The following is a 25,682-nucleotide window of genomic DNA, read 5'->3' as shown; positions in this document are numbered from 1 at the left end:
CAGGGCACACAGCTCCACTCGCCAAACTCACAGAAGGGTTGTAGGTTGACAGGCGTGACAACACTGCTGGGCAAAACAGGGACCAACCGCACCAACACTTCAAAAAACCCCAAAATCGTCGCCCACCGCGGGGCAACGGGGACCCACCCGGAACTGACCTTCAGCGCCTTCAAAGAAGCACTCGAGATGGACATCCACGGCATTGAATGTGATGTCCGCCTCACCCGCGACGGCCGGGTCATCGTCTTCCACGACCCCGTGCTCGGCCGCACCAGCGACGGACGTGGACGCATCTCCGCCCACGACTTCGACTACCTCCGCACCCTGAACCTGGGCACCCACGAAAACCCGGAACGGATCATGCTGCTCGAAGAACTGCTCGAGCTCATGCAGGACTACCCCGACAAACACATCTACATCGAAACCAAACACCCCACCCGCTACGGCCCGGAGATCGACGAACAGACCCTGCGCCTGCTGGCGTACGCAGGAATGCGCGACTGTGAACGCGTCCACTTAATTTCCTTTTCCCACCGCGCGATGCGCTACTTCACCGAGTTCGCGCCCGAGCTTGAAACCTTCTACCTGTTTCGCCTGCGCGAGAAGAAATGGAACCGCAAAAACTACATGTTCTCCCGGCCCTACGGCGTGGGCCCGGCGATCAGCCACCTGCAGGCACGCCGGGAGCTGCTCGGCTACAGGGGGATGAAGACCTACACCTGGACGGTGAACAAGGCGAAGGACATGCTGTGGTGCCGCGACAACGGCGTCGACGTGATGGCCACGGACGAACCCGGACTCGCCCTTGAAACCTTCGCCAGGGCCGCACTTGCGCAGCAAAGCGTCCGGTAGCATAAGGCCCCATGGCCAAGAAGAACCGCAAGAAGCAGGAGAACCTGCCCGAAGGCATGAGCCGCCGCCAGGCGAAACTTGCCGCCCGCGCCGCCGAGCGCGAGAAGTTTCAAAAAGACCCCCGCCCGTACGGCGGTCTTGCCGCCGAAGCCGACCTCATCGCGCTGCAGGAGTTCGTCCCCTCAGCAACCGCCGAGCTGGAGGTCAAGGAAACAACGGTCAACCTGGTCACTGTTTTGCCCGGCGCGGGTGCCGCATTGGTCCGCACCGAGGAACAGGGAGGGGGGCGCTTCGTCGCCCTGCAAGTCGCTTCGCGCTCCCGCAACCCCGGACGTGACCTCGCCTATGCCCTGAACTGGGTGCTAAACGCAGCGCCGGGTGAGACTTTGCAATCCACCGTCGCCGACGGCAATCAGCCTGAGCTGTCCACGCTCATCAGCACCACCGCGACTCTCGACATCACCTCCCACCATGACTTTTCGTGGTGGTTTCCCGAGGGCACGCAGGTCCCACCCGAGATTCAACAGGCACTCGGGCGCGCCAACGAGGCCGTCATCCCCTCCCATCAGGTCGAGGCCGACGTGCCTGGCTCCGTGTGGTGGGTCAACCCGGGCGGCGGTAAGGCACACATCCGGTGGGTGCGCCCGGAGGAAAACGAAAACCAGATGCTTTCCGCCTTGGCCCGCATCGCAGCACGCGGCAATTTGCACCTCGGTGAGGGCACCAAATTCGCCGGAGCCTTCCGCACCCACGGCGTTGTCGTGCCGGTGTGGGACCTGGACCCGGCTGTAGACTTTGCCACCTACGAGGAAGCCCTCGTGGAGCTGAACAAACAGATTGAGGCTGAGTATTCCAATCCGGAGCAGCTCACCGCCGAGGAACGCAAGCAGCTCGACAACATCAAGTCCCGCCAGGTCACCATCTAAGGGATATTCGCCTGCAATTTTCCGGGGGGACTTTTTGCCTTCACCGGGTGTTCATGAAAACTGTTTAGCCTGATTTTTTATGAGCACGTCGATGGGTGGGCAGAGGATCCCCGCGGTCAACGCCCCGCTGAGCGTCCCCACCGGGACCCTCCGCTCATCCACGCGCACCCAGTGGCGCGACGTCGGCCTGGCAGCGCTGCTGGTTGGGCCGAACCTGCTCCTTCTGGGCCTGTTCACCTACCGCCCGTTGGTGGACAATATCCGGATCTCCTTTTTCAACTGGAACATCTCCTCGCCGACAATGACATTTATCGGCCTGGACAACTACATTTCCTGGTTCCAGGCCCCGGAAACGTCGCGGGTGGTGTTTAACACCGTCGTGTTTACGGCCGCCGCCGTCATCGGCTCCATGGTCATCGGGCTGGCGCTGGCCGTACTCCTTGACCGTAAACTTTTCGGCCGCGCCGCGGTGCGCTCCATCGCTTTTGCCCCCTACGTCATCGCAGGTGCGGCGATCGGCGTGGCCTTCCAATTCGTCTTCGACCCCAAGTACGGACTCATCCAGTACTTCCTTGGCCTGGTCGGACTTGATTCGCCGAACTTCTACCAGAACCAGAACTGGGCGTTGTTCATGATCACCACAACCTATGTGTGGAAAAGCGTCGGCTACGTCTTTGTCATTTACCTGGCCGCCCTTCAGGCCCGCCGCACAGACCTCGACGAAGCATCAGAGATTGACGGCACACCGCCGGCGCGCCACTTCTTCCGAGTGATCCTGCCGCAACTACGAGGCACGACCTTCTTCCTGCTGATCACCGTCCTGCTCAACTCCTTTCAAGTCTTCGACATGATTAAGGCGATGACCAACGGCGGGCCCTTCGGCTACGGCACATCCACCATGGTTTTCCAGGTGTACCAGGAAACCTTCGTCAACGGTCGCGCTGGTTACGGAGCCGCAGTAGCCACCATCATGTTTCTGGTGGTGCTCATTTTCACGGTGGCCCAGCTCAAACTGCAAGAAAGGCTGGAGAAGTAAATGGCGCAGCGGAAAAACCGGGGCGGGGTGAAAGGGGCGTCGACAAGCGCGAACGTGCTCGGCTACCTTGCGCTGGCCCTGACGGTGGCCGTCATCATGGTGCCGATGTACTTCATCGTGATCACATCCCTCAAGACCTACCAAGACGTCTACTCGGACCCGATCTCATTTTGGCCGCGCCCCCTGGTGCCCGAGAACTACTCCTACGTGTGGCAGACCTCCAGCTTCTCCAGTTACCTGCGCAACTCGGTAATCATCACCCTCATTCTCACCGTGGTCAAAGTCGTCCTCGGCGTCCTCTCAGCCTACGCTTTCGCCTTCCTGCGCTTCCCCGGACGCGACCTACTTTTCCTGCTCGTCGTTTCGGCGCTGATGGTGCCCAACCAAATCACCATCATTTCCAACTACGCCTTAGTTGCCTCGATGGGATGGCGCAACACCTACATCGGCGTCATCCTGCCGCTGGCCGGTGTCGCCTTCGGCACCTTCCTCATGCGCAACCACTTCCGCTCGCTGCCCGCAGAGATCCTCGAAGCGGCGCGCATGGACGGAGCAGGCTTTTTCAGCACCCTGTTCCGCGTTGTGCTGCCCATGTCGTGGCCCACCCTTTCAGCGTTCACGCTGATCACAGTGGTCAACGAGTGGAACGAATACCTCTGGCCCTTCCTCATCACCGACACCCCGCGAGCGGCGACGCTGCCGGTGGGTCTGACCCGCCTGCAAGACGCCGAGGGCCTGACCAACTGGGCGCCGGTGATGGCAGGAACCGTCCTGACTACCTTGCCCATGATCATCGTTTTCCTGCTCCTGCAAAAACCGATGATCAAGGGCTTGACCGCTGGCGCCGTCAAAGGTTAGCCATTTCCTACCCCCTCATCCAAGGAGAAACCATGAAGCTTTCCCGCCCGATTGCCCTTACCCTGGCAACCGTCACTGCTGCCGCGACCCTAACCGCCTGCGCAGGTGGATCGACCAACACCGCTGGCAGCGGCGAATCCGCCGGAGACGAAACCACCATCACTTTCTGGTCCAACCACCCAGGCAAATCACGCGACCTCGAACTGGAACTTATCAGCCGCTTCGAGGAGCAGAACCCAGAACTCAAGGTCGAACTTGTCGACGCCGGAGCCAACTACGAGGAGCTTGCCCAGAAATTCAACGCCGCACTGGCGGGCGGCGACCTCCCAGACGTCATCGTCGCCTCCGACGTCACCTGGTTCAACTTCGCCCTCAACGGAGCCACCACCCCGCTCGATGAGTTGTGGGACAAGTACAACATTGACACCTCCACCTACGTGGACACCCTCAAAGGTGACTACAAGTACAAAGACAAGCACTACGGGGTGCCCTACTCTCGCTCCACCAACCTGATGTACCTCAACACCGACGACCTGGCGGCTGCTGGCCTGCCCACCGACCGCGGCCCCGAGACGTGGGAGGAGTTCGACGAGTGGGCCGTCAAACTGAAAGAAGAAACCGGCAAGCCCGCTTTGACCATCCCGGATGGCTCCAACTACCTGGACTGGTACTTCGAGGGCATGAACTGGGCACACGGCGGCAGCTACTCCAACGAGTGGGAACCGAACTTCACCTCACCGGAAACAATCAAAGCTGGCGAGTTCCTCCAAGATCAGGTGCGCAAGGGCCACATCGAAATCTCCACGGACCCAACCGTCGCCTTCGGCAACGGCAACGCCTCCGGTTTGCTCCAATCCACCGGGTCGCTCGGTGGGCTGACTGAGTCGGCGACCATTCCGTTTATCACCACCTACCTTCCCGGCCCTGGACCTTCCGCCGCCACAGGTGGCGCGGGCCTGGCCGTGCCCAACGGCATTTCCGACAAGCGCAAGGAAAACGCGGTGAAGTTCATCGACTTCATCACCAACACCGAAAACACCATCTTCTTCTCCCAGAAGACCGGGTACATGCCGGTGCGCAAAGACGCCCTGGAAAACCCGGCCGAGCGCGCCTTCCTGGACGAAAACCCGAACGCGGAGACAGCCATCAAGCAGCTCAACGAGAACACGAAGCCGCAGGACTATGCTCGCGTGTTCGTGCCCGGTGGCGGCCAGCGAATCGGTGCTGCCCTTGACCGCATCACGGTTGGTGACGAGGACGTAGCCACCGTCTTTGCGGAGTTGCAGAAGGAAACCGAAGACGTGATCAAGCGCGACATCGAGCCGAAGCTCTAAGCGCCCGACCACGACCCGGAGAAGGCCCGAAAAGGACAGTACCCATGGCCACCGTTGAATTCCGCCACGCCTCACGCTTCTACGACAACGCCGACAACCCGGCGGTCAACCGCATCTGCCTCAACATCGCCGACGGCGAGTTCCTGGTGCTGGTCGGCCCGTCGGGCTGCGGCAAATCCACCACGCTGCGCATGTTGGCTGGTTTGGAGCCGGTGGACGAGGGACAGGTCTTCATCGACGGCGTCGACGTCAGCGAGACGCGCGCCCGCGAGCGCGACGTGGCCATGGTGTTTCAGTCCTATGCTCTGTACCCCAACATGACGGCGCGCAAGAACATGGCGTTTGCGCTGCAAAACGCGAAGGTGGACAAGGCGGTTATCGCCGAGCGCGTCGCCTTCGCCGCCAAGATGCTGGAGCTGGAGGACCTGCTGGAAAAGAAGCCCGCCGCGATGTCGGGCGGGCAGCGCCAGCGCGTGGCCATGGGGCGCGCTATCGTGCGCCAACCGAAGGTGTTCCTCATGGACGAGCCGTTGAGTAACCTCGACGCGAAGCTGAGGACGTCGACACGCGCGCAGATCCTGCAGTTGCAGCGCGAGCTGGGCACCACCACCGTCTACGTCACCCACGACCAGACGGAGGCGATGACGCTCGGCGACCGCGTCTGTGTGCTCGACCGCGGCGTGATCCAGCAGGTGGACACCCCGCGCACGCTTTACACCAACCCCGGTAACACTTTCGTTGCGAGTTTCATCGGCACCCCCGCCATCACGCTTATCGACGCCCTCCCCAGCTCGGCCGGCACCGCCACCCTCGGCCCGGTCGAGGTGGCGCTGCCCGCCAACGTGGCCGAGGACCGGGTGATCATGGGCGTGCGGCCGGAGAACTGGGACATCGTCGGCCCAGGTGAGGGCCTGCCGGTGGAGGTCAGCATCGTCGAGCACCTGGGTGCCGAGCAGTACGCCTACGGCACCTGCGCCGCCGACGCAGTGAACGTGCGCGGTGAACGCATCACCGTGAAGGTGCCGCGCGGCGTGGAGGCCGAGGCGGGCCAGGTGCTGCACTTGCGCCCGCGTGAGGCCGGTGCGCTGTTCTTCCACCCCGACACCGAGATCAACTACGCCTACCTTTAGGCTGCGCTGCCCTCCCGGGGCCCGGCGAGCAGGAGGAGGACGAACGGGACAGCGAGGTTCTTCCTGGCCAGGGCAGCGTCCTTTCCGTTGAAGTCTACGCCGAGAAGACCTTCTCGCCGGCCACCCAGGTCTGCCACGTGATGGGCATGCCGGGGCGGTAGGCCAGGTTGATGGCGTTGGCGGCGTCGAGCACGTGCAGGTCGGCAGCCGCGCCGGGCACGAGGGTGCCCTTGGCAGGCCGGCCCTGCGGGTCTTTACCGGCGCCCACGTTGTGGCGTCGCAAAGCCTTTGCCCCGCCGGTGGTGGCGGCGGCGATGGCCTCGTCGAGGGTGAGGTGCTGCTGCAGCACCGCGGTGGTGACGCAGAAGTTCATCGAGCTGGTGAAAGACGTGCCCGGGTTGAGGTTGGAGGCGATGGCGACGGTGGCGCCGGCGTCGATCAGCTTACGGCCCGGGGCGAGCGCCTGGCGGGTGGACAAATCGCAGGCCGGCAGGAGCGTGGCCACGGTATCCGAGCCGGCGAGCAGCTCGATGTCGGCGTCGGAGAGGTAGTTGACGTGGTCGACGCTGGCTGCGCCCATCTCCACCGCGAGGCGCACGCCCGGGCCTTCGCCCAGCTGGTTGCCGTGCACCCGCACGCCCAGGCCAGCGCTCTTCCCGGCCTCCAGCACGCGGCGCGACTGCTCCTCGGTGAACGCGCCGCGCTCACAGAACACGTCGATCCACTGCACGTGCTCCTTCACGGCGTCCAGCATCGGGCCGACGACCTCATCGACGTAGGCCTCGGCGTCTGCGCCCGGCGGGACGAGGTGGGCGCCTAAGAAGGTCACCTCGTCGACGTGGGCGGCGGCGACGCGGGCGGCCTGCGCCTCAGAGGCAACGTTGAGGCCGTAGCCGGTCTTCGTCTCAAAAGTCGTAGTGCCACCGGCGTGGCCTGCGGCGACACGCTCCGCGACAAGCCGGTGGAGGCGCTCGACAGACGCCGAGCGGGTCGCCTCCATAGTCACGGCGATGCCGCCGGCGGCGTAGGACTCGCCGGCCATGCGGGCCTCGAACTCCGCGGCGCGGTCGCCGTCAAAAACCATGTGGGTGTGCGAATCGACCCAGCCGGGCAATACGGCGCGCCCGCCCAGGTCCACCGTGTCGCCCACACCCGTCGGGGCGTCGGCGGCGGCGCCTGCCCACTCGATGACGCCGTCGTTTATCAGCAGCGCGGCGTTTTTGATGGTGCCGAGCTCGGAGACGGTGCGCAGCTCGGAGATACCGGTCAACAAGGTGCTCATGGGTGCCTTTCTACCTGGGGGTTGGGTGGGCGTCGTCAAGCGTGCGCTTAATCGCGCGCCTTAAACGGCATGGGGATGCGCACGCCGCGCTCCTTCGCCACCTCCCAGGCGCGGGTGTATCCGGCGTCGACGTGGCGGATGACGCCCATGCCAGGGTCGTTGGTGAGCACGGCCTTGAGTTTGGCTTCCGCTAGCTCGGTGCCGTCGGCGACCGTGACCTGGCCGGTGTGGATGGAGCGGCCCATGCCCACGCCGCCGCCGTGGTGAATCGACACCCAGGTCGCGCCGCCGGAAACAGCGGTCATCGCGTTGAGCAGCGGCCAGTCCGCCACCGCGTCGGTGCCGTCGAGCATGGACTCAGTCTCGCGGTAGGGCGAGGCGACCGAGCCGGAGTCGAGATGGTCGCGGCCGATAACAATCGGGGCCTTGACCTTGCCTTCTTTGACCAGGTTGTTGAAAATCACGCCGGCCTTGGCGCGCTCGCCGTAGCCGAGCCAACAGATGCGCGCCGGCAGGCCCTCAAACTCGACGTACTCGGCGGCGGAGTCGAGCCAGTGGTGCAGGTGCTCATTGTCCGGGAAGGCTTCCTTGATGGCTTGGTCGGTGACCTTGATGTCCTCCGGGTCGCCGGACAGCGCAACCCAGCGGAAGGGGCCAAGACCTTCGCAAAACAGCGGGCGGATGTAGGCGGGCACGAAACCCGGAAACTCGAAGGCCCGAGTGTAGCCCGCTTTGCGGGCCTCGTCGCGGATGCAGTTGCCGTAGTCGAAGACCTCGGCACCCTCATCCTGGAACTCGACCATCGCCTGGACCTGGGCGGCCATCGATTCGCGGGCTTTCTTGGTAAAGGTCACCGGGTCGGCGGAGGCCTCGGTGCGCCACTCGTCGACGCTAATCTCGGTGGGCAGGTAGGCCAGCGGGTCGTGGGCGGAGGTCTGGTCGGTGACAATGTCGACGGCGACCTCGCCGGCGCGGTGGCGGCGCAGCATCTCCGGGAAAACCTCGGCGGCGTTGCCGACCAAGCCGACGGACAGCGGCTCCTTCTTCTCCTTGGCTGCGGAAACCAAGCGGATAGCCTCGTCCAAATCGGTGGTGACCTTATCGAGGTAGCGCTTGGCCTGGCGTCGCTTCAAACGAGACTCGTCCACATCGACGATCAGGCAGGCGCCGCCGTTAAGGGTGACGGACAACGGCTGGGCGCCGCCCATGCCGCCGCAGCCGCCGGTCAAAGTCAGGGTGCCGGCGAGCGTGCCGCCGAAGCGCTTCTTTGCCACGGCGTAGAAAGTTTCAAAGGTGCCCTGCAAGATGCCCTGGGTGGCGATGTAGATCCAGGAGCCGGCCGTCATCTGGCCATACATCATCAGCCCCTCGTCCTCGAGCTGGCGGAAGTGCTCCCAGTTGGCCCAGTCGCCGACGAGGTTGGAGTTGGCAATGAGCACCCGCGGGGCCCACTCGTTGGTCTTCCACACGCCGACCGGCTTGCCGGACTGGACCAGCAGGGTCTCGTCGGCCTCGAGGTCTTTGAGCGTGTCGATGATCGCGTCGAAAGCCTCCCAGCTGCGGGTGGCGCGGCCGGTGCCGCCGTAGACCACGAGGGTGTCGGGGTGCTCAGCAACCTCGGGGTCAAGGTTGTTGTGCAGCATGCGCAGCGGCGCCTCGGTCTGCCAGGACTTGGCGGAAATCTCGGTGCCGCGCGGTGCGCGGACTTCGCGGGCGCCTTCGCTCCAATTCTTTTTGGTCATAGTTGTGTCCTTCACTCTTTGCGTTGCACTCCCGCGCTTCGGGCCGGTTTGACGGGGCTGTCCCCTCCGCGGCGAGATGTTCACGGCTGATGCTAAAGGTGGGGCAATGCGCTGGGAGACGAAAAAGAAGCAAGGTGTCTCGAATACGAGACACCAGAACATAAGTAGTGCTTAATGAAGATTCCCAACAAGCTTTTCGACGGCCTTCACATACGCACCGTCTTTTACCAGCGACACCGAATGCTCAATCTCCGGGGAGAGAAAACGGTCCGTGCCCGGGCCCTCGACCACACCGCGCAAAACATCGATCACCGCTTGCGTGCCGGGCGCCGCAGCGAGCTCACGCATGTCGATGGCGCGCGCCGCAGTGAGAATCTCGATGCCCAGCACGCGCTGCAGCCCGTCGACGCTGCGGCGCAGCTTACGCGCTGCCGACCAGCCGAGCGAGACATGATCTTCCTGCATCGCCGACGACGGAATCGAGTCCGCCGACGCCGGGTTGGCGTTGCGTTTCAGCTCGCTGACGATACCGGCCTGCGTGTACTGCGCGATCATGTGGCCGGAGTCCACGCCCGGGTCGTCGGCAAGAAAGGCGTTGAGGCCTCGGTTGCGCGCCGGGTCCAGGAAGCGGTCGGTGCGACGCTCGCTTATCGACGCCATATCAGCCACCACGATGGCAAGGAAGTCAAGCACATAAGCCACGGGCGCCCCGTGGAAATTACCGTTAGAGGCAACCCGTCCATCCTTAGCCACCACGGGGTTGTCCACCGCCGAGGCCAACTCGCGATTCGCAACTAGCTCGGCGTGGGCAACTGTGTCGCGGAAACCTCCCGCGACCTGCGGTGAGCAGCGCACCGAATACGCATCTTGGACCTGTTTTTTCTTAAAATCCTCCGCGGCCGCGGCGAGGATCTCAGAGCCCTCGGCAATGCTGCGAATGTTCGCTGCAGCAACCGCCTGACCCGGGTGCGGACGCAACTGCTGCAGGTCGTCGGCGAAAACAGTCAGCGTGCCTAGCAGCCCCTCCACGGTCATGGCGGTGGCGATGTCGGCCACCTTCGCGGCCTCGCGCAGGTCGACAATTGCAAGACAGAGCTGGCCCAACATCCCGTCGGTGCCGTTGATCAAAGCCAGGCCCTCTTTTTCCTGCAAAGACAGCGGTTGAATACCGGCGGCGGCCAGCGCGTCGGCGGAAGCGACAATATCGCCACCATTCACGCGCACCTCACCCTCACCGAGCATGGCCAGCGCACAGTGCGCCAGCGGCGCGAGATCGCCGGAGCAACCCAGCGAGCCGTACTCACGTACCACCGGGGTAATGCGGGCGTTGAGCACGTCCGCATACGTCTGGGCGACAACCGGGCGCACACCGGTGCGGCCCGTGCACAGCGTGGACAAACGCAGCAGCATCAGCGCGCGGATGACCTCCTCCTCGACCTCCGGGCCGGAGCCAGCAGCATGGGAGCGGACCAAGGAAAGCTGAAGCTGAGCGCGCATTGCTTCCGGAATGTGACGCCGCGCAAGCGCACCGAAGCCCGTGGAAATGCCGTAAACAGGAGTCGGGTCGCTCGCCAGCTCCTCGACGCGCCGCCGGGTCGCGGCGACCTCGTCGAGCGCCGCCGAGTCGATCTCGACGGTTGCGCCATGGCGGGCGACCGCGACAACCTCCTCGATGCTAAGCGCGCCAATACCGACGGAGACTGCGGAGGGGTAGGTGGTGGTCATAGCTGTCCTTTCTGCGGGATGCATGCGTGAACAGAGCCCTACAGGGCTCGAGTGGTTGCAGCGCGCGACAGCCAGACGCGACGAGGACTAAGTGTAGCGGGTAGGTGCGGTGGGGCGCTACGGGTGGGGTGGTGCGAGCCTTTGCGGCCCCGGACGTCGCCAAAAATCCGCCCGGGGAGCACTCGCCACACCCGGCAGTCGTCGAACCTCCGCCCGAGCGCTGTGGCTGTGTCCCAGCCATTCAAAACGACTTATCGCTGCTGCTTAAATGGTTGAACCGAGCCGAAAGTATCTTAATTTGTCAAAGACCAACGGGATTGACAACCGCACCCGAAGGCTATAGGTTGAGCGAGCCTGAACTTATGACGTAAGCTGATTAACAACATGACCGGTTCCGCTACCCATCAAGGTGGGAGTCCAGGGCCGGTCTTTGTTTATTGATAGGCCGATCACGGAGTCTAGCCGGGGGCACAGCCCAAACAATTCAAAACGTACCCAGAACAGGTCGATCTGCTGCGGTCACGCGGTATGAGCATCACTGACCGAGCGTACGCCGAACAAGTGCTTGCTCAGCTCAATTACTACCGGCTCTCCGGATACTGGCACCCTATGCTCGGTTGACGGATTCGTCGCTGGCCAAGCGCGCGATAAATTCGTCAACGGAGCATCAATCGAGCTAGTCGTTTCACTCTATGAGTTCGATGAACGTCTGCGCCACACGGTCTTTATGGAGCTCGACCGAATCGAGATGGCGGTCAAAACCATGCTGGGCCATGAACTTGGGCGCATTGACCCTATGATCCATCTCAACCCGGAACAACTGGGGCCCCGCGCTCGTCAACACAGCAAAAACGGACACTGATAATGGGAGTGCGGGACAAGAACCATCCGGAATGACCCACTAACGGACTGGCCACAATCTGATTGTGTGCCTTCGTTGCGATCTGTCTTCCGGGCTGGTTCTCGCCCCGCACCGCGATCCGGCGATTCGGTCATGACCTCATAGGAGCGTGACCTCTCACCGTGAGCACCCCGGCAGGTGCCATAGTAGTAGTCCCATCAGTGTCCTGTCTGCTCGAACCCTCGGATCAGCGGCTACCTTCATCACTTCCCTATGCGAAAGCGTTGACAGCCATGACCACAGACATCGACCTCTCCGCAAGCCCCGTCGCCGGGGTCGACACCCACACCGACACCCACACCGTCGCCGCGGTGACCCCAACCGGCCGGCACCTGACCACCGAAACCTTCCCCACCACTAGGCCCGGCTACACACCTCGCCGAGTTCCTCAGCAAGCACGGTGTCGGCGCCGTCGGAGTAGAAGGAACCAACTCCTTCGGTGCCGGATTAACCCGGCACCTCATAGACCGTGGCTACACGGTCGTTGAAGTCCTGCGCCCGGCCCGCAGCATTCGACGCCGGGATGGGAAATCAGATCCGGTGGATGCCCTTGCCGCCGCGCGACAGGTCCTGACCGGGGAAGGGCTGAGCACGCCTAAAGATTCCACGGGCCCGGTGGAGTCGTTACGAGCGTTACAGATCACCCGGAAACAGCTGGTGTCCACCACCGCGAAACTCATCACAACGATGAAGTCGTTGCTGGTCACAGCCCCTGATGACATCCGCACCCGCTACGCCACGATGACCAACCACGCTCTGGTCAACGCGTTGGTGTACTGCCGACCGTCGTCGGATGGTACTGATCCGCGAAATGGTGTGCTGACCAGCCTGAAGATTCTGGCCACGACCTACCGCGCATTGCGGGTGCAGTGCGATGAGCTGGAAACCCGGATCGCTGCCCTGGTGTCAGTGATCAATCCCCATGTCAGCAACATCGTGGGATGTGGGGCTCTTGTTTCCGCTGATCTGCTGATCAGCATCGGCGATAATCCGGAGCGCATCCACTCCGAAGCAGCGCTGGCGCACTTATGTGGAGCGGCTCCACTGCCGGCAAGCTCTGGGCGAACCAACCGGCACCGGCTCAATCGTGGTGGTGACCGGCGGGCGAACTCAGCGTTGTACCGAATCGCTATGGTGAGGATGAAGTGTGACCAGCGCACCAGGGAGTACGTCGCCCGGCGTACCGAGGAGGGGTTGTCGAAAAGGGAGATTATTCGCTGCCTGAAGCGCGCGATCGTCCGGGAGATCTACCGGGTCATATGCACCAGGCGCAGTACGCCACAGCCCAGGGATCTTCGTCGGGATGAGTTGAAAGAACTGCGTATCGCGAAGCATCTCACCCAGGTGGTTGTAGCGAAGCATTTGGGGTGTGCCCCGGCGAGGATCAGTGACATCGAGACTGGAAAACGTCCGTTGACGGAATTAGCATCGGCCTACGAAAAATTTCTGAAAAGCGCTTGACACAATATAGGAGCATCGCCCCGTGTACGAGAACTGGCTGGCGAAATACACGTCCGCGGTGAATAACTCGAAGGAGGACTTCGTCGCCCACCACCAACAAAAGTACGGCGGTGCTATGCCAATCTGGGCTTCCGTGGAAGTCATGGACTGGGGCATGCTGTCGTACCTTTACGGAATGTCACCGACCCCGGTGCGCAACCGCATCGCCGACCACTGCGCGCTGAGCGCTGCCCAACTTGAGTCCTGGCTCAAGTCACTGAATATTCTGCGCAACTTCGCCGCTCACCACGCCCGCATGTTCAACCGTGTCTATCACATCAAACCCAAACTCAATAAAGACCCCCGGCTAGTGGCTGTGGCCGGGCAGATGAACCGCGCTTTCGGTCAACTCTCGCTCGTGCAATACCTTCACCGCCAACTGGGATTATCCCCCGCCGATAAGCTACCCAGACTATTCGACACCTACCCGCACAATCCCACCGTTTCGCTCTCGCGCACCGGAGCACCCGCTGACTGGCAAGACCTTGATCTTTGGCGCAGCTAACCCGCGCGGTCCCAGGCCAGAGTTCACCTCGACGCAGGCGGTAGTGGCTTTCTGGGGCATCGAAGTTGCGCTGAGAGGGTTCCCCGCATCGACTCGGGGAAGGTGGTGTGCTTGATCGTTAGCGGGAGCGGCTACCGGGGCAGGGAGCGATCGTTCACCACAACCGTGTGAATTGGGTACGGGAGCTCCCCCTCCACAAGTGTGTGGTGGCTGGCTGCATCCTGTTCCGCGGCGACAACCATCCGCGCCAAGGCCTGAAGGAATGTGTCGAGGTTATCTGGATCGGCGGTGACGGCCTCGAAGACTTCCTCAGACTTCCGTGCGGCGGTGACGATTGCCCCAAGGCCTTTAGTCTTGAACAGGTTCGTGCCCGCGACCTGGGAAGCGTCGTTTTCTCGCGCGAGCGCCTGCACCAACTCATCCTCGACGAGTATCCCGTAGCTGGCGCGGATGGCGGCTCCCGCCGCTTCGGATGCTCCTTCAATTCCTAGGGCGGCCATGAGCTGGTTAACCTGATCCACTGCCTCGTCAAAGGCGGCCTGGACCGGGGAGTGTTCACCCACCGGGCGGCCGTCGAAGCCGGGAAGTTCTAGCTTGCTGCTAGTCTCCTGACCCGCTAGCTCGAGATCGGTGGCGTTGCTGATCGGCTCCACGGCAACCCCGACCAGCTCGATGCCGGTGGTGTAGTCGTCGTCATCGTCTTGGCGCTCGAGGTTGAGGTTTTTCGACAACAGGCCGGCCACGATCGCCCGCTTGTGGAGCAAAGCGTCCTGGAAGTCGACAATCTGGCTGAGGAACTCCCAGGCGTGGGCGTATTTGATGAGGTTGGACCGGAAGGACTCCCCTTCTTCGTAGGCCTCCTTGTTCATTGTCATGCGCGCGTTACGCATGTGGGCGTTCCAGCGGGCACGCATGGGTGAAACCAAGCTCTGAAGCGCTTCGCTGTCTGCCCGGGCGATGTAGGCATCTGCAAGCTCGTTAAGCTCTTCCAGTGTGTAGAACCCGGAAGCGTCGAGGAGATCTCCCAGGTCGGCCAACGCGTTGGCCGGAATTTCATCTTCGATGTGAGCGTCGCGGTAGTAGGGAGTGAATGCCTCGAGGATCGCTGAAGGCTCATTGATGAAGTCCACGACCATCGGCTTGGGCTTGTTGGGAAAGACCCGGTTCAGCCTTGAGAGCGTTTGCACTGCTTGAACGCCGGAGAGTTTGCGGTCAACGTACATCGCGCACAGGCGGGGCTCATCGAAACCGGTCTGGAACTTGTTGGCCACGATCAGCACCTTGGCCTCGTTGTGCTCTCGGAAGTGCACAGCGGTGTCGCGGACACTGTTCATGGAAGCCTCGGTGACCTCAATGACTTCTTCGCCTTCGCCGTACGTCAGCGACCCAGAGAAGGCCACGAGGGTTGTCATGTCGCCGTAGCCGCGTTTCGCGATGTACTCGTTCATCTTGTGAGACCACGTCACCGCTGATCTCCTGTTGGTGGCGACGACCATGGCTTTAGCGGTTCCGTCCAGGTGGTGCATGACGTTGCGGCGGAAGTGCTCGACCGTGACTTCGACCTTTTGGGCGATCGAGGTGGGGTGCATCCGGACAAAGCGCACCATGTCGGTCACGGCTTTGCCGAAGTCGACGGTGTCTTCGCGGCCGAGCTCGTCGCGGATGCGGGCGAACATGGCGTAAGTGGAGTAGTTGGACAAAACGTCGAGGATGAAGCCTTCCTCGATGGCCTGGCTCATCTGGTAAGTGTCAAAGGCCACCCGGCGGTCGGGATTCTCGGGGTCCACGGAGCCGTACGCTGCTAGGGTCTTGGCTTTGGGGGTGGCGGTCAGGGCGATGAAGCTTAAGTTCGACGCGTTCGCTACGGCTTTGTCCATCGCGAGCAGCATGTCGTCTGCTGAGATGTCTTCGTCCTCTGCCGCAGAGGTGTCTACATCGACAAGGATCTCGCGCAGGCGGGTGGCGGCCTCGCCGTGCTGGGAGGAGTGGGCCTCGTCCATGATGACGCAGTAGTTGCGTCCGTGCAGCGCGGGGGATGTCTCCATCATCTTCGCCAGGGCGGGGAAGGTCTGGATGGTGCACGAGATGATGTGCCCGCCTTTAGTCAGCGCCGACTCCAGGGTCTTGGATTTGGACCCCAGTTTGTTGTCGACGTTGACAACCAAACCTTCGGAGGCCCGGAGGAGGTCGAGGCCCTCCTTGACGTTGTCGTCGAGGGCGGTTCGGTCGGTGACCACGATGACCGAATCGAACACGGGCTTGCCCGCGGGGTCAATGAAGCGTCCCGCCCGGTGGGCCAGCCACGCGATGGTCTTGGTCTTTCCGGAGCCGGCGGAGTGCTGGATCAGGTATCGCCCGCCCGCGCCGCTGCCGGTGTTACGGGCACGCTCGTCGATGTCGCTAATGACCTTCTCGGTGGCCCGCAGCTGGTGGTAGCGGGGGAAAACAAGCCGCCCGGCATTGCCCTTGGAGGCCGGCTCCCACAGAGCGTAGTCCCGCAGGATGCGCAGAAACAATTCCGGCTCGAGCACCTCGCGCCACAGGTAAGCGGTGTCGGAACCGTTCGGGTTGACCGGGTTGCCGGCGTGGCCGTCGTTGCCCTTGTTAAAAGGCAGGAAGAACGTATCTACACCTGCCAGGGCGGTGGTCATGTAGACTTCCTGGTTGGACACGGCGAAGTGAACCAGTGCCCGGCTGGGCTGCAGCAGGGGGCGGTTCTTGGTCGGCTTGCGGTCGACCTTGTACTGCTTGATGGCGTCGCGCACCGCCTGGGTGTTGTCCGTCTTGAGCTCGAGGGTGGCCACCGGGATGCCGTTGACGGTGAGCATTAGGTCCAGGGTGTCGGTGCCGGTGACGTCGAAAGGTACCTGGCGCATCACGCGAAGTCGGTTTTTCTGTGCGTCCTCGACCGCGCTGGTGTAGAGCGGGTTTTCCGGGTAGAAGGCCACCATGTTGGGGAAGGTGGCCTTCATCTGGCCGCGCTGGGCGTGGGAGAAGCCGCTTCGCAGCGTTCCCAGCAACCCGTGCTGGACTTTCTTGGTCCGCGCGTTGAGGATCGGGGCCTTGTCCAGCATCTGGGCAAGCCTGTCGAGCAGCTTGGAGACGTACACCTCGCGCTGCACGTCGGCCGCCCCCTCGGGCACCGCCTTTGCGTACTCCTCCGGGTACTGGGTTTCCAGCCAGTGCAGCACGTCGGGGACGTAGAGCGCCCGGGCCTTGTCCCACCCGGGATTGGTGGTGTCGGTGTCGTGCAGCCACCCGGAGCCGATCAGGTGGTTGACAATAGCGTCCTCGAACGCCTTCTCCATCGTGGACTGAATACCCATGACTACACCTTCTTCCGGCCGGTGACGACCTCAGTGATAAGAACGGAACGACGCTTCAGGAGGAGGTCGCGGAGCTTAGTGGACTCGGAGATGAGGGAGTCGAGTGTGGCAGTCTCGCGGTCGATAGTGTCTGAGAAGCGAACCTGGTCCGCCAGAGAGCAAACAGGTATACGAAAACGAGACAGTTTTTCTGCTGTGAAATGCGGAATGGTAGCGGTGTCGGTAGCAAGGTCGATGGAACCGTTCTGCAGAGCTCTCATTAGCATGTAGTTGACAAAGCGGGGGTCGGCTTTGCTTGGTTTGACCCGGAGCCGGTTAATTGAGTTTTGAAATCCCCAGTTTGGCAGATCGGTATCAAGAATGGCGCTTCGGCCGAATCCAGCACCACCCTCCACTACGACAACGTCGCCTTTCAACAAGTTTAGGCGATAAGCTTCGGAAGCCGAGAAGTACATTCGTCTTTCAGGTGCCGAGAAGTCTAGGCGGCCACCAGGCTGCACATGTGCAGCTCGAAGGTAGTTTTGTAAGACGCCATCGTCTTGCGCTTTTGTGGATACCATTTTTCCCAGCGTTACGTTCGCAAGGAGTCCTATTGGACACATCTCGTAACTTGCCTCGACTAAGCGACGCTCAACAATGCTAATCCTTCGCAGAGAGAGTAGCTCCACATACCTATCCAGGTCGGCCACGGCAGCGTCGATCTCGGCGGTCTCCCGGTCCAGGTAGTCGGCGATGCGCTTCTGGTTAGGGATACCTGTCTCGACCACCTTGTAACTGCCAAGGTAACTAGAGGAGATGCGCTGCAGACCACCGACTCCATGAACAGCACCGCGCGCGCGATCTAGGAACTGACTTGAGAGGAGGTTATAGGTAATCCACCGTGCGTCAGCGCCATTCTTAGGGCGGAGAACATGAACCTCCGAGGTGGCGAGTCCAACTTCTGTCTCCGTTTCGGCAATCATTGAGCGACCGTGAAAGACAGTAGGGGTAACCTTTGGTACCAAAATATCTCCGCGTCGGAATTGTGTATAGCTGGTGTCCGTGTTTTTCCATGCTTTGGTCTGCGAATAGTCTGCAGACCCGGATGGCCAAATATTTTCAAGCGGAAGAAACGCTAGTGACTCCCCCTCAGCTACTTCCTTGAACTCGTTGGTGCGGGGATTGACGTCTGCATAGTGTCTGAGACTGACTGTGCGATTCACTCCTTCACCTCCTGAAAGCGCGCACGAATGGACTCGAGAACGCTCTCGATCTCCGCATCGAGCTCCTCCAGCGTGGGCATTTCCTCCGGCTTGTAGAACATCCGGGTCATGGGGATTTCATAGCCGACCTTTGCTTCGGTCATGTCCCAGATGAGATCGGGGGCGAAGGGCAGGACCTCACGGTCCATGTGCTCGTCGATGTCTTCGGTGAGGGGGATGCGCTCGGTGATCTTCGATGCCTTATCGATCACCTTGTTGCCTTTGTGGTCGACGGCTTCCGGTGCGTTGTCATCCTGAACCGCCACCGAGGCCATGATGTGGCCGAGCAGGGGTGCCCCCATCTTGAGGCCGGCTGCCTTGGCCGCCTCTTTCAGGTGTGCGGGAAGGTCGTTCCAGGTCACACCCTCGCAGGAGCGGATGACGGCTTCATGCCCGGTCAGCGCCTGCTTGTGGCTCATGGCCGCAGCGACGGTCTCATCGGCGATGCGAGTGGAGTAACGCATGATCCGGTACATCGGGACATCGGTAAAACCCAGCTCATCAGGGGCGACAACCTTAGAGTACTCTGGGTCGGCATCTTCGAAGGCGTTGTAGATATCCAGGATGAACTTACGATCGGCATCGGAGAATTCGCGGCGTTTGTTGCCCATGCTCTTGCGCATCGGGGAGAAGGTCCCGGTGGCGTCGATAAGCTGGATTGTGCCCTTGCGCCTAGGTTCCTTGTTCTTGTCCAGGATCCACACGTAGGTTGCGATGCCGGTGTTGTAGAACATGTCCGTCGGCAGGGCGATGATCGCGTCGATCACGTCGCTGTTGATCAGCCAGTTACGGATCTGGTCCGGGCCGGAACCGGGGCCGCCGGTAAAAAGGGGCGAGCCGTTGGTGACCACACCAGCTCGACCGCCCTTGGTGGTGCCGTGCTCCTTGTCCTTCAGCTTGTGAACCACATGGCTGAGAAACAGCATCTGCCCGTCAGAGACCGGGGGAAGCCCATGGCTAAAGCGGGAGCCCTCGATGTTGGCTTCGCGGGTGACAGCGTCTTTGGAACGCTTCCAGTCAGACCCGTAGGGCGGATTGGACAGCACGTAGTCGTACTGCTCGCCTTCGTAGCGGTCGTTGGCCAGGGTGTCGCCGTCGCGGATAGCGTCCGGCGAGATGCCGGAAACGATCAGGTCGGACTTGCCCAGAGCCAGCGACTCCGCCATCATTTCCTGCCCGTAGACGGAGACCTCGATCTTTGGGTTGAGCTCCTCCATCGCGCGCTTGCCCACCAGCAGCATGCCGCCGGTGCCGGCCGCTGGGTCGTAGATCGTTCGCGCCGGGGCCTGGCCGTAGAGGCCGTCGTCGTCGCTGGAGAGCAAGACATCAACCATGAGACGAATGGCGTCGCGCGGGGTGTAGAACTCACCGGCGACCTGTCCATTTTCGGAAAACGAGCGGTACATCAGATTCTCAAAGAGATCCGCCATGGCGTTTTCCTCGAGCGCCTCATCGGACAAGTCGATCTCCGAGAAGTGCTTGACCACACCCCATAGGACGTTGTTCTCCTCGAGCTTGGTCAGAAGTTGCGGGAAGTTGAAGGCAGCCCACACGTCGCGCACGTTGTCCGAGAAGGCGTCGAGGTACGTGAGCATGCCCTTGCGGACGTGGTCGTCGCTACCGCCGATCGTGGCCAGGGACAACTCGGAGGTGTTGTAGAACGACAAGTTGTGCGTGGACTGAATGATCGCACTCCACATCGACTCGGGAAAGGTGGTGTGCTTGATCGTCCGCAGCACATCGTCCTTGGTGGGCTCGAGGAGACACTCGAGCCGACGCAGCACGGTGAAAGGGAGTATGTAATCGCCGTAATTCTGCCGGGGCACGACGCCGCGCAGGTACGTGTCCGCTGTTTGCCACACGGCCTTGTCGAGTGAGGCGGATGAAGCCATGGAGTGGTGTCTCTTTCGTTCTTTGTTAAGTGCCGAGGCGGTGCCCCGGCTGGCGGGTGTGCGCCAGACGTAGATAACCCTAATCGTCCTTAACTATTCTTCTGCCGAACTCTGCCTGACTAATCCGACATGATGTTGCGGGGCTTCGAAAGGGAAGACGGCTGCAGCGTGAAACGACCATTTATGGGGGTCTGCGCCCGGCAATCGGCCACAGAACAGCGGCCTACGGACCGAAAAACTTCCCCGCCACCCGCCGCGCGGCAGTGGACAGGCGGCTGATCACCTCGGCCCGCTGGGCGTCGTCAAGGCTGCCGGCCTCGAAGGTGGCAGCAAGCGCTGCGGCGGGGCGGCCGAGGTGGTCGACGAGCGCGACGGCGACGGATTCCTGGCCGCGGGAGACCTCCTCGGTTTCGCTATCCCAGCCGCGTTCGCGGGCGAGCGCCAGGTGCGCCTTGACAGTACGGTAAGCGCGTTGCTCGCCGGAAGCGGAAAAGATGGCCTTGACCTCGGGTTCAGGTAAATGTGCCACCATGATGCGCCCGGAAGCCGTCGATAAGGCGGGAAGGCGCACGCCGACCTCGGTGACGAGGGAGACCGCGCGGGGCGCGCGGGCCTCGTGCAAATAGACGATCTCGGAGCCCGCCAATCGCGACAGGTGTGTGGAGCCGCCGACGAAGGAGGCAATCGCCTTCAAATCCTTCGCTGCGAGACGCACCAGTGGCTGCTGTGTCGTGTAGGACGCCGCTATCTGATAAGCCGCCAAGCCCAGCCCGTAGGTGCCGGGGCTGGGCAGATGCACAACGAAACCAGAATCCTCCAACTCCCGCAGCAGGTGATAGGTGGTTGAGCGCGGCAGGTCAAGCTCACGCTGGATGCGGGCGGCGGAGATCGGGGCGTCGGTCGTTGACAGCAACGCAAGAATACGCAGCACGTTATTGGCCGCGGGAACCTGACGCTTCTTCATACGGACCTCCTTTCCAGGTGCCGCGCGCTTACATGAAAGACTAAGGTCCGATCACCTGATGATTAAGCACCGGTGCGTGAACTCGGAAAGGAATCGGATGGTTAAGAAACTTCCTGCACTGCCGGAAGCGAAAACTCGTGGCGGTTTTTCCGCCAGGCACCTGCATTTTATTGCGTTGGGCTCAGCCGTTGGTACGGGCCTTTTCTATGGTTCAGCGGGAGCTATCCAGGCGGCGGGACCTTCGGTGCTTTTGGTTTACCTCCTGGGCGGCGCCGTGGTGTATTTCATGTTGCGCGCCTTGGGGGAAATGGCGGTGCACCATCCGGTAACTGGTTCCTTCGCTGAGTACACCCGCGCTCACCTGGGCGGTGCGGCAGGGTACCTGACCGGGTGGATGTTCGCTTTTGAAATGGTCATTGTGGCCTTGGCGGATCTCACAGCCATTGGCATTTATATGGGTTTTTGGTTCCCTGACGTTTCGCGGTGGGTGTGGATCCTCGTTGCGCTTCTCATCGTGGGAGCGGCGAACTTGATGTCAGCGAAGGTTTTCGGAGAGTTGGAGTTTTGGTTCACCGTTGTCAAGGTCGCAGCGGTCATCGCCATGATTGTGGCGGGGGCAGCGGTGCTTGCCTTTGGGTTGTCAGGTTTGGACAGCACAGGGCCACAAAACCTGGTCAATGACGGTGGTTTCTTCCCCAACGGGGTCGGCGGGATGGTCAGTTCCTTCATTTTGGTGCTTTTTGCCTTCGGCGGCACGGAAATCATCGGCGTGGTGGGCACGGAGGCGCGGGAGCCGGATAAGGCGGTGCCGAAAGCTATCAACACTGTTCCGGTGCGTATTTTACTTTTTTACGTGTTATCTATCCTGGTGATTTTGATGATCAATCCGTGGCGCACTGTGACGGGTGAGGAGTCGCCTTTTGTGCAGATTTTTTCGGCCCTCGGTGTGAATTGGGCGGCGGGCTTGCTCAATGTTGTGGTCATCACGGCTGCCCTATCCGCGATCAACGCCGATGTTTTCGCTGCGGGTCGCATCCTGACCGGGCTAGCTAAGCAGCAGTTGGCCCCTAAGATCATGGCTCGCACCGTCCGCGGCGTGCCCGCGATGTCCACTGTGATTTTGCTTGCGGTGCTTACCGTCGGGCTGGTGCTCAACGTGGTCATCCCGGAGTCAGTGTTTGAGCTGGTCGCGTCTCTTGCGACTTTTGCCACCATTTTTGTGTGGTTGATGATTCTGCTGGCACATATTGCTTCGCGCCGCCGGATGAGCGATGCGCAGGTTCAGCAGATGTCTTATACGGTGACGCTGTGGCCTTATGGTCAGTACTTCGCCGTGGCGTTTATTTTGTTTACGTTTGGCATCATGGCTTGGCAACCGGCCTTCCGTCCGGCGTTGGCCGTGGGTGTGATCTTCAGTGTGGTGTGCGTGGTTTTGTACTACCTCACTGGCCGCAACAAGGTTGAAGCTGGCACGGTCGCGGAGCTGGGTTCGCCCCCGGTGAAAGCTGATGAGTAGGTAGGCTGACCGCCATGAATACAGTGATAGGCGATCTTTTTACCTGCCCTGCTGCGTGGTCGGGCCGTGATGACGGCCCTGGCGCCGAGCACGCCCGTTGGCACAGCGTGATTGGCACAGGCGAGGCTCGTGACGCCGTGGCGGTGCTTGGATTCGCTACCGATGAGGGGGTTCGGCGCAACGGTGGGCGTCAAGGGGCAGCGAAGGGTCCGGAGGCGCTGCGCGGTGCGTTGGGCAGCCTGGCTGTGCACCATAACTACACGCTTGTCGACGCTGGAACCGTCGTCACCCAGGGAGAGGACCTGGAGCAAGCGCAGAGAGAGCTAAGTGATCGCGTCCGCGCTCAGGCTGCGGCGGGCAACCTTGTGGTGGTGCTCGGGGGTGGGCACGAGACATCTTTCGCCTCTCACCGTGGCGCCTACGAGGCCCTCGGGGCGATGCATGTGATCAACTTCGACGCCCATTTCGACCTGCGGGCTGCCGCCCAGCCGACCTCTGGGACCCCATTTCGCAACATTGCGGAGCTTGTGGGCGATGAATTCGATTATTCGGTGTTTGGTATCTCGCGACCAAATAACACGAAGGTACTGTTCGACGCCGCCCGGAAGCTCAACGTCCGGACCGTGCTCGACACTGAGCTTGCGGAATTGAGCCCGCACCAAGCGGCGAAGCTGGCGGTGGCAGCGGTAGACGGGGACCTACCGATCCACGTGAGCATCGATTTGGATGTTCTACCGGCCGCTGTCGCGCCGGGCGTGTCCGCGCCGGCGGGGTTGGGTGTGGCGTTAGAGCATATTCACGCGATGGTCACTGCTGTTGCCGCCACCGGCCGGGTCGCGCTTTTTGATGTTGTTGAGCTCAATCCGGTTTTCGATGTGGATAACCGCACCGCGAGAACGGCGGCACGGCTAATCAACGATTTCGTCGACGCGCATGTCGCTGCCGTCAGCCGCGGTTAGTGGTCCTGCCCTCCCACACGGGTGGGTGACATAGGACACAATTTATTCTTCAAAACGGGTACGTAACAGTATTCTCCTGAATATCTTTGACATCACGTGAAAGAATTCACCCGTCTTTTGAAGGAGGACCCGTGGAAGGGTTTATCTCAACAGTCAACAGCATTGTCTGGTCAAATTGGTTGGTGTATCTATGCCTCGGCGCGGGTGCCTACTTCACCGTTGCCACCTTGTTCCTGCAAATCCGTTGCATCCCCGACATGTTGCGGCAAATCACCAAAGGTGAGAAGTCGGATTCCGGCATTTCCTCCTTTCAGTCTTTGATGATGTCCCTTGCAGGCCGCGTGGGCGTGGGCAACATTGCAGGCGTGTCCACCGCCATCGCTTTCGGAGGCCCGGGCGCGGTGTTTTGGATGTGGACCGTGGCTACACTCGGCTCCGCTACTTCTTTCGTGGAATGCACCCTGGCCCAGGTGTATAAGGAAAGAGACCGTGACACCGGCGAATACCGCGGCGGCCCGGCTTATTACATCGAGAAAGCATTCCGCCACACCGCGGCGCGGCCATTCATGTTGGCCTACGCTATTGTCTTTGCCATCTCGATGATTCTGGCCACCTCCTACTTCCTCCCGGGCATCCAGGCAAACGGCGTTTCCGCCGCGGTTGAAAATGCGTGGAACATTCCGCCGATGACTACCGCAGTGGTGCTGGCGGGCCTTCTCGCAGTCATCATCATCGGCGGCGTCAAGCGCATCGCCACTTTCACGTCCTTCGTGGTGCCGGTGATGGCGTTGATCTACGTCGTCATTGCGCTTTTGGTCCTGTTCGCCAACGCCTCCCAGATCCCGGAAGTCTTTGGCCTGATTTTCCGCTCCGCCTTTGACAAGGAAGCAGCATTCTCCGGCATGTTAGGTGCCGCCATTATGTGGGGCGTTAAGCGTGGCATCTACTCCAACGAGGCCGGCCAGGGCACTGGGCCGCAGTCCGCAGCGGCTACTGAGGTGTCCCACCCGGCGAAGCAGGGCTTCGTCCAGGCTTTCGCTGTCTACATTGACACCCTGTTTATCTGCTCCGCAACTGCGTTCATCATCATCGCGACCGATATGTATAAGGTCTTTGAGGGCGAGTCTGAGGACGGTATGGTGCGCTACTCCGGCGCGCTTCCCGACGGCATCCCCGTCGGCCCCGGTTTCGTCCAGGCTGGACTGGACTCCTACGCGGCGGGTATTGGTCCGAGTTTCGTCGCGCTAGCCATCGCTTTCTTCGCCTTCACCACGGTGCTGGCTTACTACTACATGTCTGAGGTGAACTTCACCTACCTGAACCGCTGGGTGCGCAACGAGGTTGTGCGCCGCGCGGTGATTTGGATTCTGCGCGTGCTGATCGTCGTCTCCGTCTTCATCGGCGCAACCAGCACTCCGGGTGCCGCCTGGGACCTGGGCGACATCGGCGTCGGTGTCACCGCGTGGCTTAACATCGTGGCCATCCTGTTCCTGCAGGGCCCGGCCTTGAAATGCCTGTGGGACTACCGCCGCCAGAAGAAGGCGGGCCTGGAGCCACAGTTCGACCCGGAGGCCTTGGGCATCAAAAACGCTGACTTCTGGGTGGAGCGCAAGGCCGCGATGGTCGCTAACGGCACCTGGAACGTGCCGCTCGGCGTCGACGACTCCGTCATCGCCACCCCGCCTGAGGTCACCGGATCATCCGAGGGCTGACGGCGCCTAGCCGACGCGGAATGGAGCTTTCGCGGCTCGGTGGCCTGGTGTCCGCCCAGCCGCGGGGTGAGGGTTGCTTCCACAGACTTCCTGCAGGTTTTTCCAATATGCCTTATAGTTCTAGGGTCAATACCTGAAGCCTGTTTCCCATCCGCCTGCTAGCTTTCGATTAGGTGGAGCAGCACCGAGAGGAGCGTCGCATTGTCCAGCCAGCTTCCACCGTGGCAGCAGAATCAGCCGCAGCAGCAGCCGAGCGGCCAGCAACCCGGGACTCCTCCATG

Annotated in this window: 17 protein-coding genes and 2 pseudogenes; 12 read left to right on the top strand and 7 right to left on the bottom strand. The window is 61.6% G+C overall.

Annotated features, from left to right (window positions below; translation table 11 throughout):
- Window positions 1–54 precede the first annotated feature (54 nt).
- The 6 genes from VLL26_RS08240 to VLL26_RS08215 all read left to right on the top strand — a co-directional run bounded on the left by VLL26_RS08240 (window position 55) and on the right by VLL26_RS08215 (window position 6,136).
- The gene (locus VLL26_RS08240) at window positions 55–852 is read left to right on the top strand and encodes a glycerophosphodiester phosphodiesterase family protein (protein ID WP_342318618.1); all 798 of its coding nucleotides are present in this window, start codon (window positions 55–57) and stop codon (window positions 850–852) included.
- An 11-nt stretch (window positions 853–863) separates the two neighbouring features.
- A complete protein-coding gene (locus VLL26_RS08235) occupies window positions 864–1,778 on the top strand; it encodes a DUF5926 family protein (protein WP_342318617.1) in 915 nt (304 codons plus the stop codon).
- A gap of 91 nt (window positions 1,779–1,869) precedes the next feature.
- Window positions 1,870–2,814, top strand: coding sequence for a carbohydrate ABC transporter permease (locus VLL26_RS08230; protein ID WP_342320185.1), 945 nt, complete (start codon window positions 1,870–1,872; stop codon window positions 2,812–2,814).
- Window positions 2,815–3,672 carry a carbohydrate ABC transporter permease gene (locus VLL26_RS08225; RefSeq protein WP_342318616.1) on the top strand — a complete coding sequence of 286 codons (858 nt, stop codon included), beginning with the start codon at window positions 2,815–2,817 and terminating at the stop codon, window positions 3,670–3,672.
- A gap of 32 nt (window positions 3,673–3,704) precedes the next feature.
- Window positions 3,705–5,006, top strand: a complete 1,302-nt coding sequence (locus VLL26_RS08220; RefSeq protein WP_342318615.1) for an ABC transporter substrate-binding protein — start codon at window positions 3,705–3,707, stop codon at window positions 5,004–5,006.
- A gap of 44 nt (window positions 5,007–5,050) precedes the next feature.
- Window positions 5,051–6,136 carry an ABC transporter ATP-binding protein gene (locus VLL26_RS08215; protein WP_342318614.1) on the top strand — a complete coding sequence of 362 codons (1,086 nt, stop codon included), beginning with the start codon at window positions 5,051–5,053 and terminating at the stop codon, window positions 6,134–6,136.
- A gap of 94 nt (window positions 6,137–6,230) precedes the next feature.
- Here VLL26_RS08215 and hutI read toward each other — a convergent pair whose 3' ends face one another.
- From hutI to hutH, 3 genes are all read right to left on the bottom strand, one after another.
- Window positions 6,231–7,418, bottom strand: a complete 1,188-nt coding sequence (gene hutI / locus VLL26_RS08210; protein ID WP_342318613.1) for an imidazolonepropionase — start codon at window positions 7,416–7,418, stop codon at window positions 6,231–6,233.
- A gap of 47 nt (window positions 7,419–7,465) precedes the next feature.
- A complete protein-coding gene (locus VLL26_RS08205; RefSeq protein ID WP_342318612.1) occupies window positions 7,466–9,160 on the bottom strand; it encodes a urocanate hydratase in 1,695 nt (564 codons plus the stop codon).
- 171 nt (window positions 9,161–9,331) lie between these two features.
- On the bottom strand, window positions 9,332–10,885 hold the full coding sequence (gene hutH, locus VLL26_RS08200) for a histidine ammonia-lyase (RefSeq protein WP_342318611.1): 1,554 nt from the start codon (window positions 10,883–10,885) through the stop codon (window positions 9,332–9,334).
- 565 nt (window positions 10,886–11,450) lie between these two features.
- Between hutH and VLL26_RS08195 the strand changes: the two genes are divergently transcribed.
- The 3 genes and pseudogenes from VLL26_RS08195 to VLL26_RS08185 all read left to right on the top strand — a co-directional run.
- A complete protein-coding gene (locus VLL26_RS08195; protein WP_342318610.1) occupies window positions 11,451–11,747 on the top strand; it encodes an Abi family protein in 297 nt (98 codons plus the stop codon).
- 272 nt (window positions 11,748–12,019) lie between these two features.
- Window positions 12,020–13,247, top strand: a pseudogene (locus VLL26_RS08190) (IS110 family transposase).
- A 16-nt stretch (window positions 13,248–13,263) separates the two neighbouring features.
- A pseudogene (locus VLL26_RS08185) lies at window positions 13,264–13,791 on the top strand (Abi family protein); the annotation flags it as partial.
- Window positions 13,792–13,922: 131 nt separating this feature from the next.
- Here VLL26_RS08185 and VLL26_RS08180 read toward each other — a convergent pair.
- The 4 genes from VLL26_RS08180 to VLL26_RS08165 form a co-directional block, all read right to left on the bottom strand.
- Window positions 13,923–17,117 carry a type I restriction endonuclease subunit R gene (locus VLL26_RS08180; protein ID WP_342318609.1) on the bottom strand — a complete coding sequence of 1,065 codons (3,195 nt, stop codon included), beginning with the start codon at window positions 17,115–17,117 and terminating at the stop codon, window positions 13,923–13,925.
- 2 nt (window positions 17,118–17,119) lie between these two features.
- The gene (locus VLL26_RS08175; protein WP_342318608.1) at window positions 17,120–18,319 is read right to left on the bottom strand and encodes a restriction endonuclease subunit S; all 1,200 of its coding nucleotides are present in this window, start codon (window positions 18,317–18,319) and stop codon (window positions 17,120–17,122) included.
- Entirely contained in the window at window positions 18,316–20,250 is a 1,935-nt protein-coding gene (locus VLL26_RS08170) for a type I restriction-modification system subunit M (protein WP_342318607.1), read from the bottom strand. The genes VLL26_RS08175 and VLL26_RS08170 overlap by 4 nt, the downstream gene beginning before the upstream one ends.
- Before the next feature lie 223 nt (window positions 20,251–20,473).
- Entirely contained in the window at window positions 20,474–21,214 is a 741-nt protein-coding gene (locus tag VLL26_RS08165; RefSeq protein WP_342318606.1) for an IclR family transcriptional regulator, read from the bottom strand.
- A gap of 97 nt (window positions 21,215–21,311) precedes the next feature.
- On the opposite strand from VLL26_RS08165, the gene VLL26_RS08160 reads away from it, so the two are divergent.
- The 3 genes from VLL26_RS08160 (at window position 21,312) to VLL26_RS08150 (ending at window position 25,401) form a co-directional block, all read left to right on the top strand.
- Window positions 21,312–22,730 (top strand): amino acid permease, encoded by a 1,419-nt coding sequence (locus tag VLL26_RS08160; RefSeq protein ID WP_342318605.1) that lies wholly within the window; start codon window positions 21,312–21,314, stop codon window positions 22,728–22,730.
- A gap of 14 nt (window positions 22,731–22,744) precedes the next feature.
- Window positions 22,745–23,689, top strand: a complete 945-nt coding sequence (hutG, locus tag VLL26_RS08155; protein WP_342318604.1) for a formimidoylglutamase — start codon at window positions 22,745–22,747, stop codon at window positions 23,687–23,689.
- 131 nt (window positions 23,690–23,820) lie between these two features.
- The gene (locus VLL26_RS08150; protein WP_342318603.1) at window positions 23,821–25,401 is read left to right on the top strand and encodes an alanine/glycine:cation symporter family protein; all 1,581 of its coding nucleotides are present in this window, start codon (window positions 23,821–23,823) and stop codon (window positions 25,399–25,401) included.
- Window positions 25,402–25,682 lie beyond the last annotated feature (281 nt).

This window comes from Corynebacterium sp. BD556 (assembly GCF_038452275.1).
GTDB lineage: Bacteria > Actinomycetota > Actinomycetes > Mycobacteriales > Mycobacteriaceae > Corynebacterium > Corynebacterium mayonis.
The sequence above is the reverse complement of the archived record's forward strand: the minus strand, read 5'-3'. Positions and strand labels throughout refer to the sequence as shown.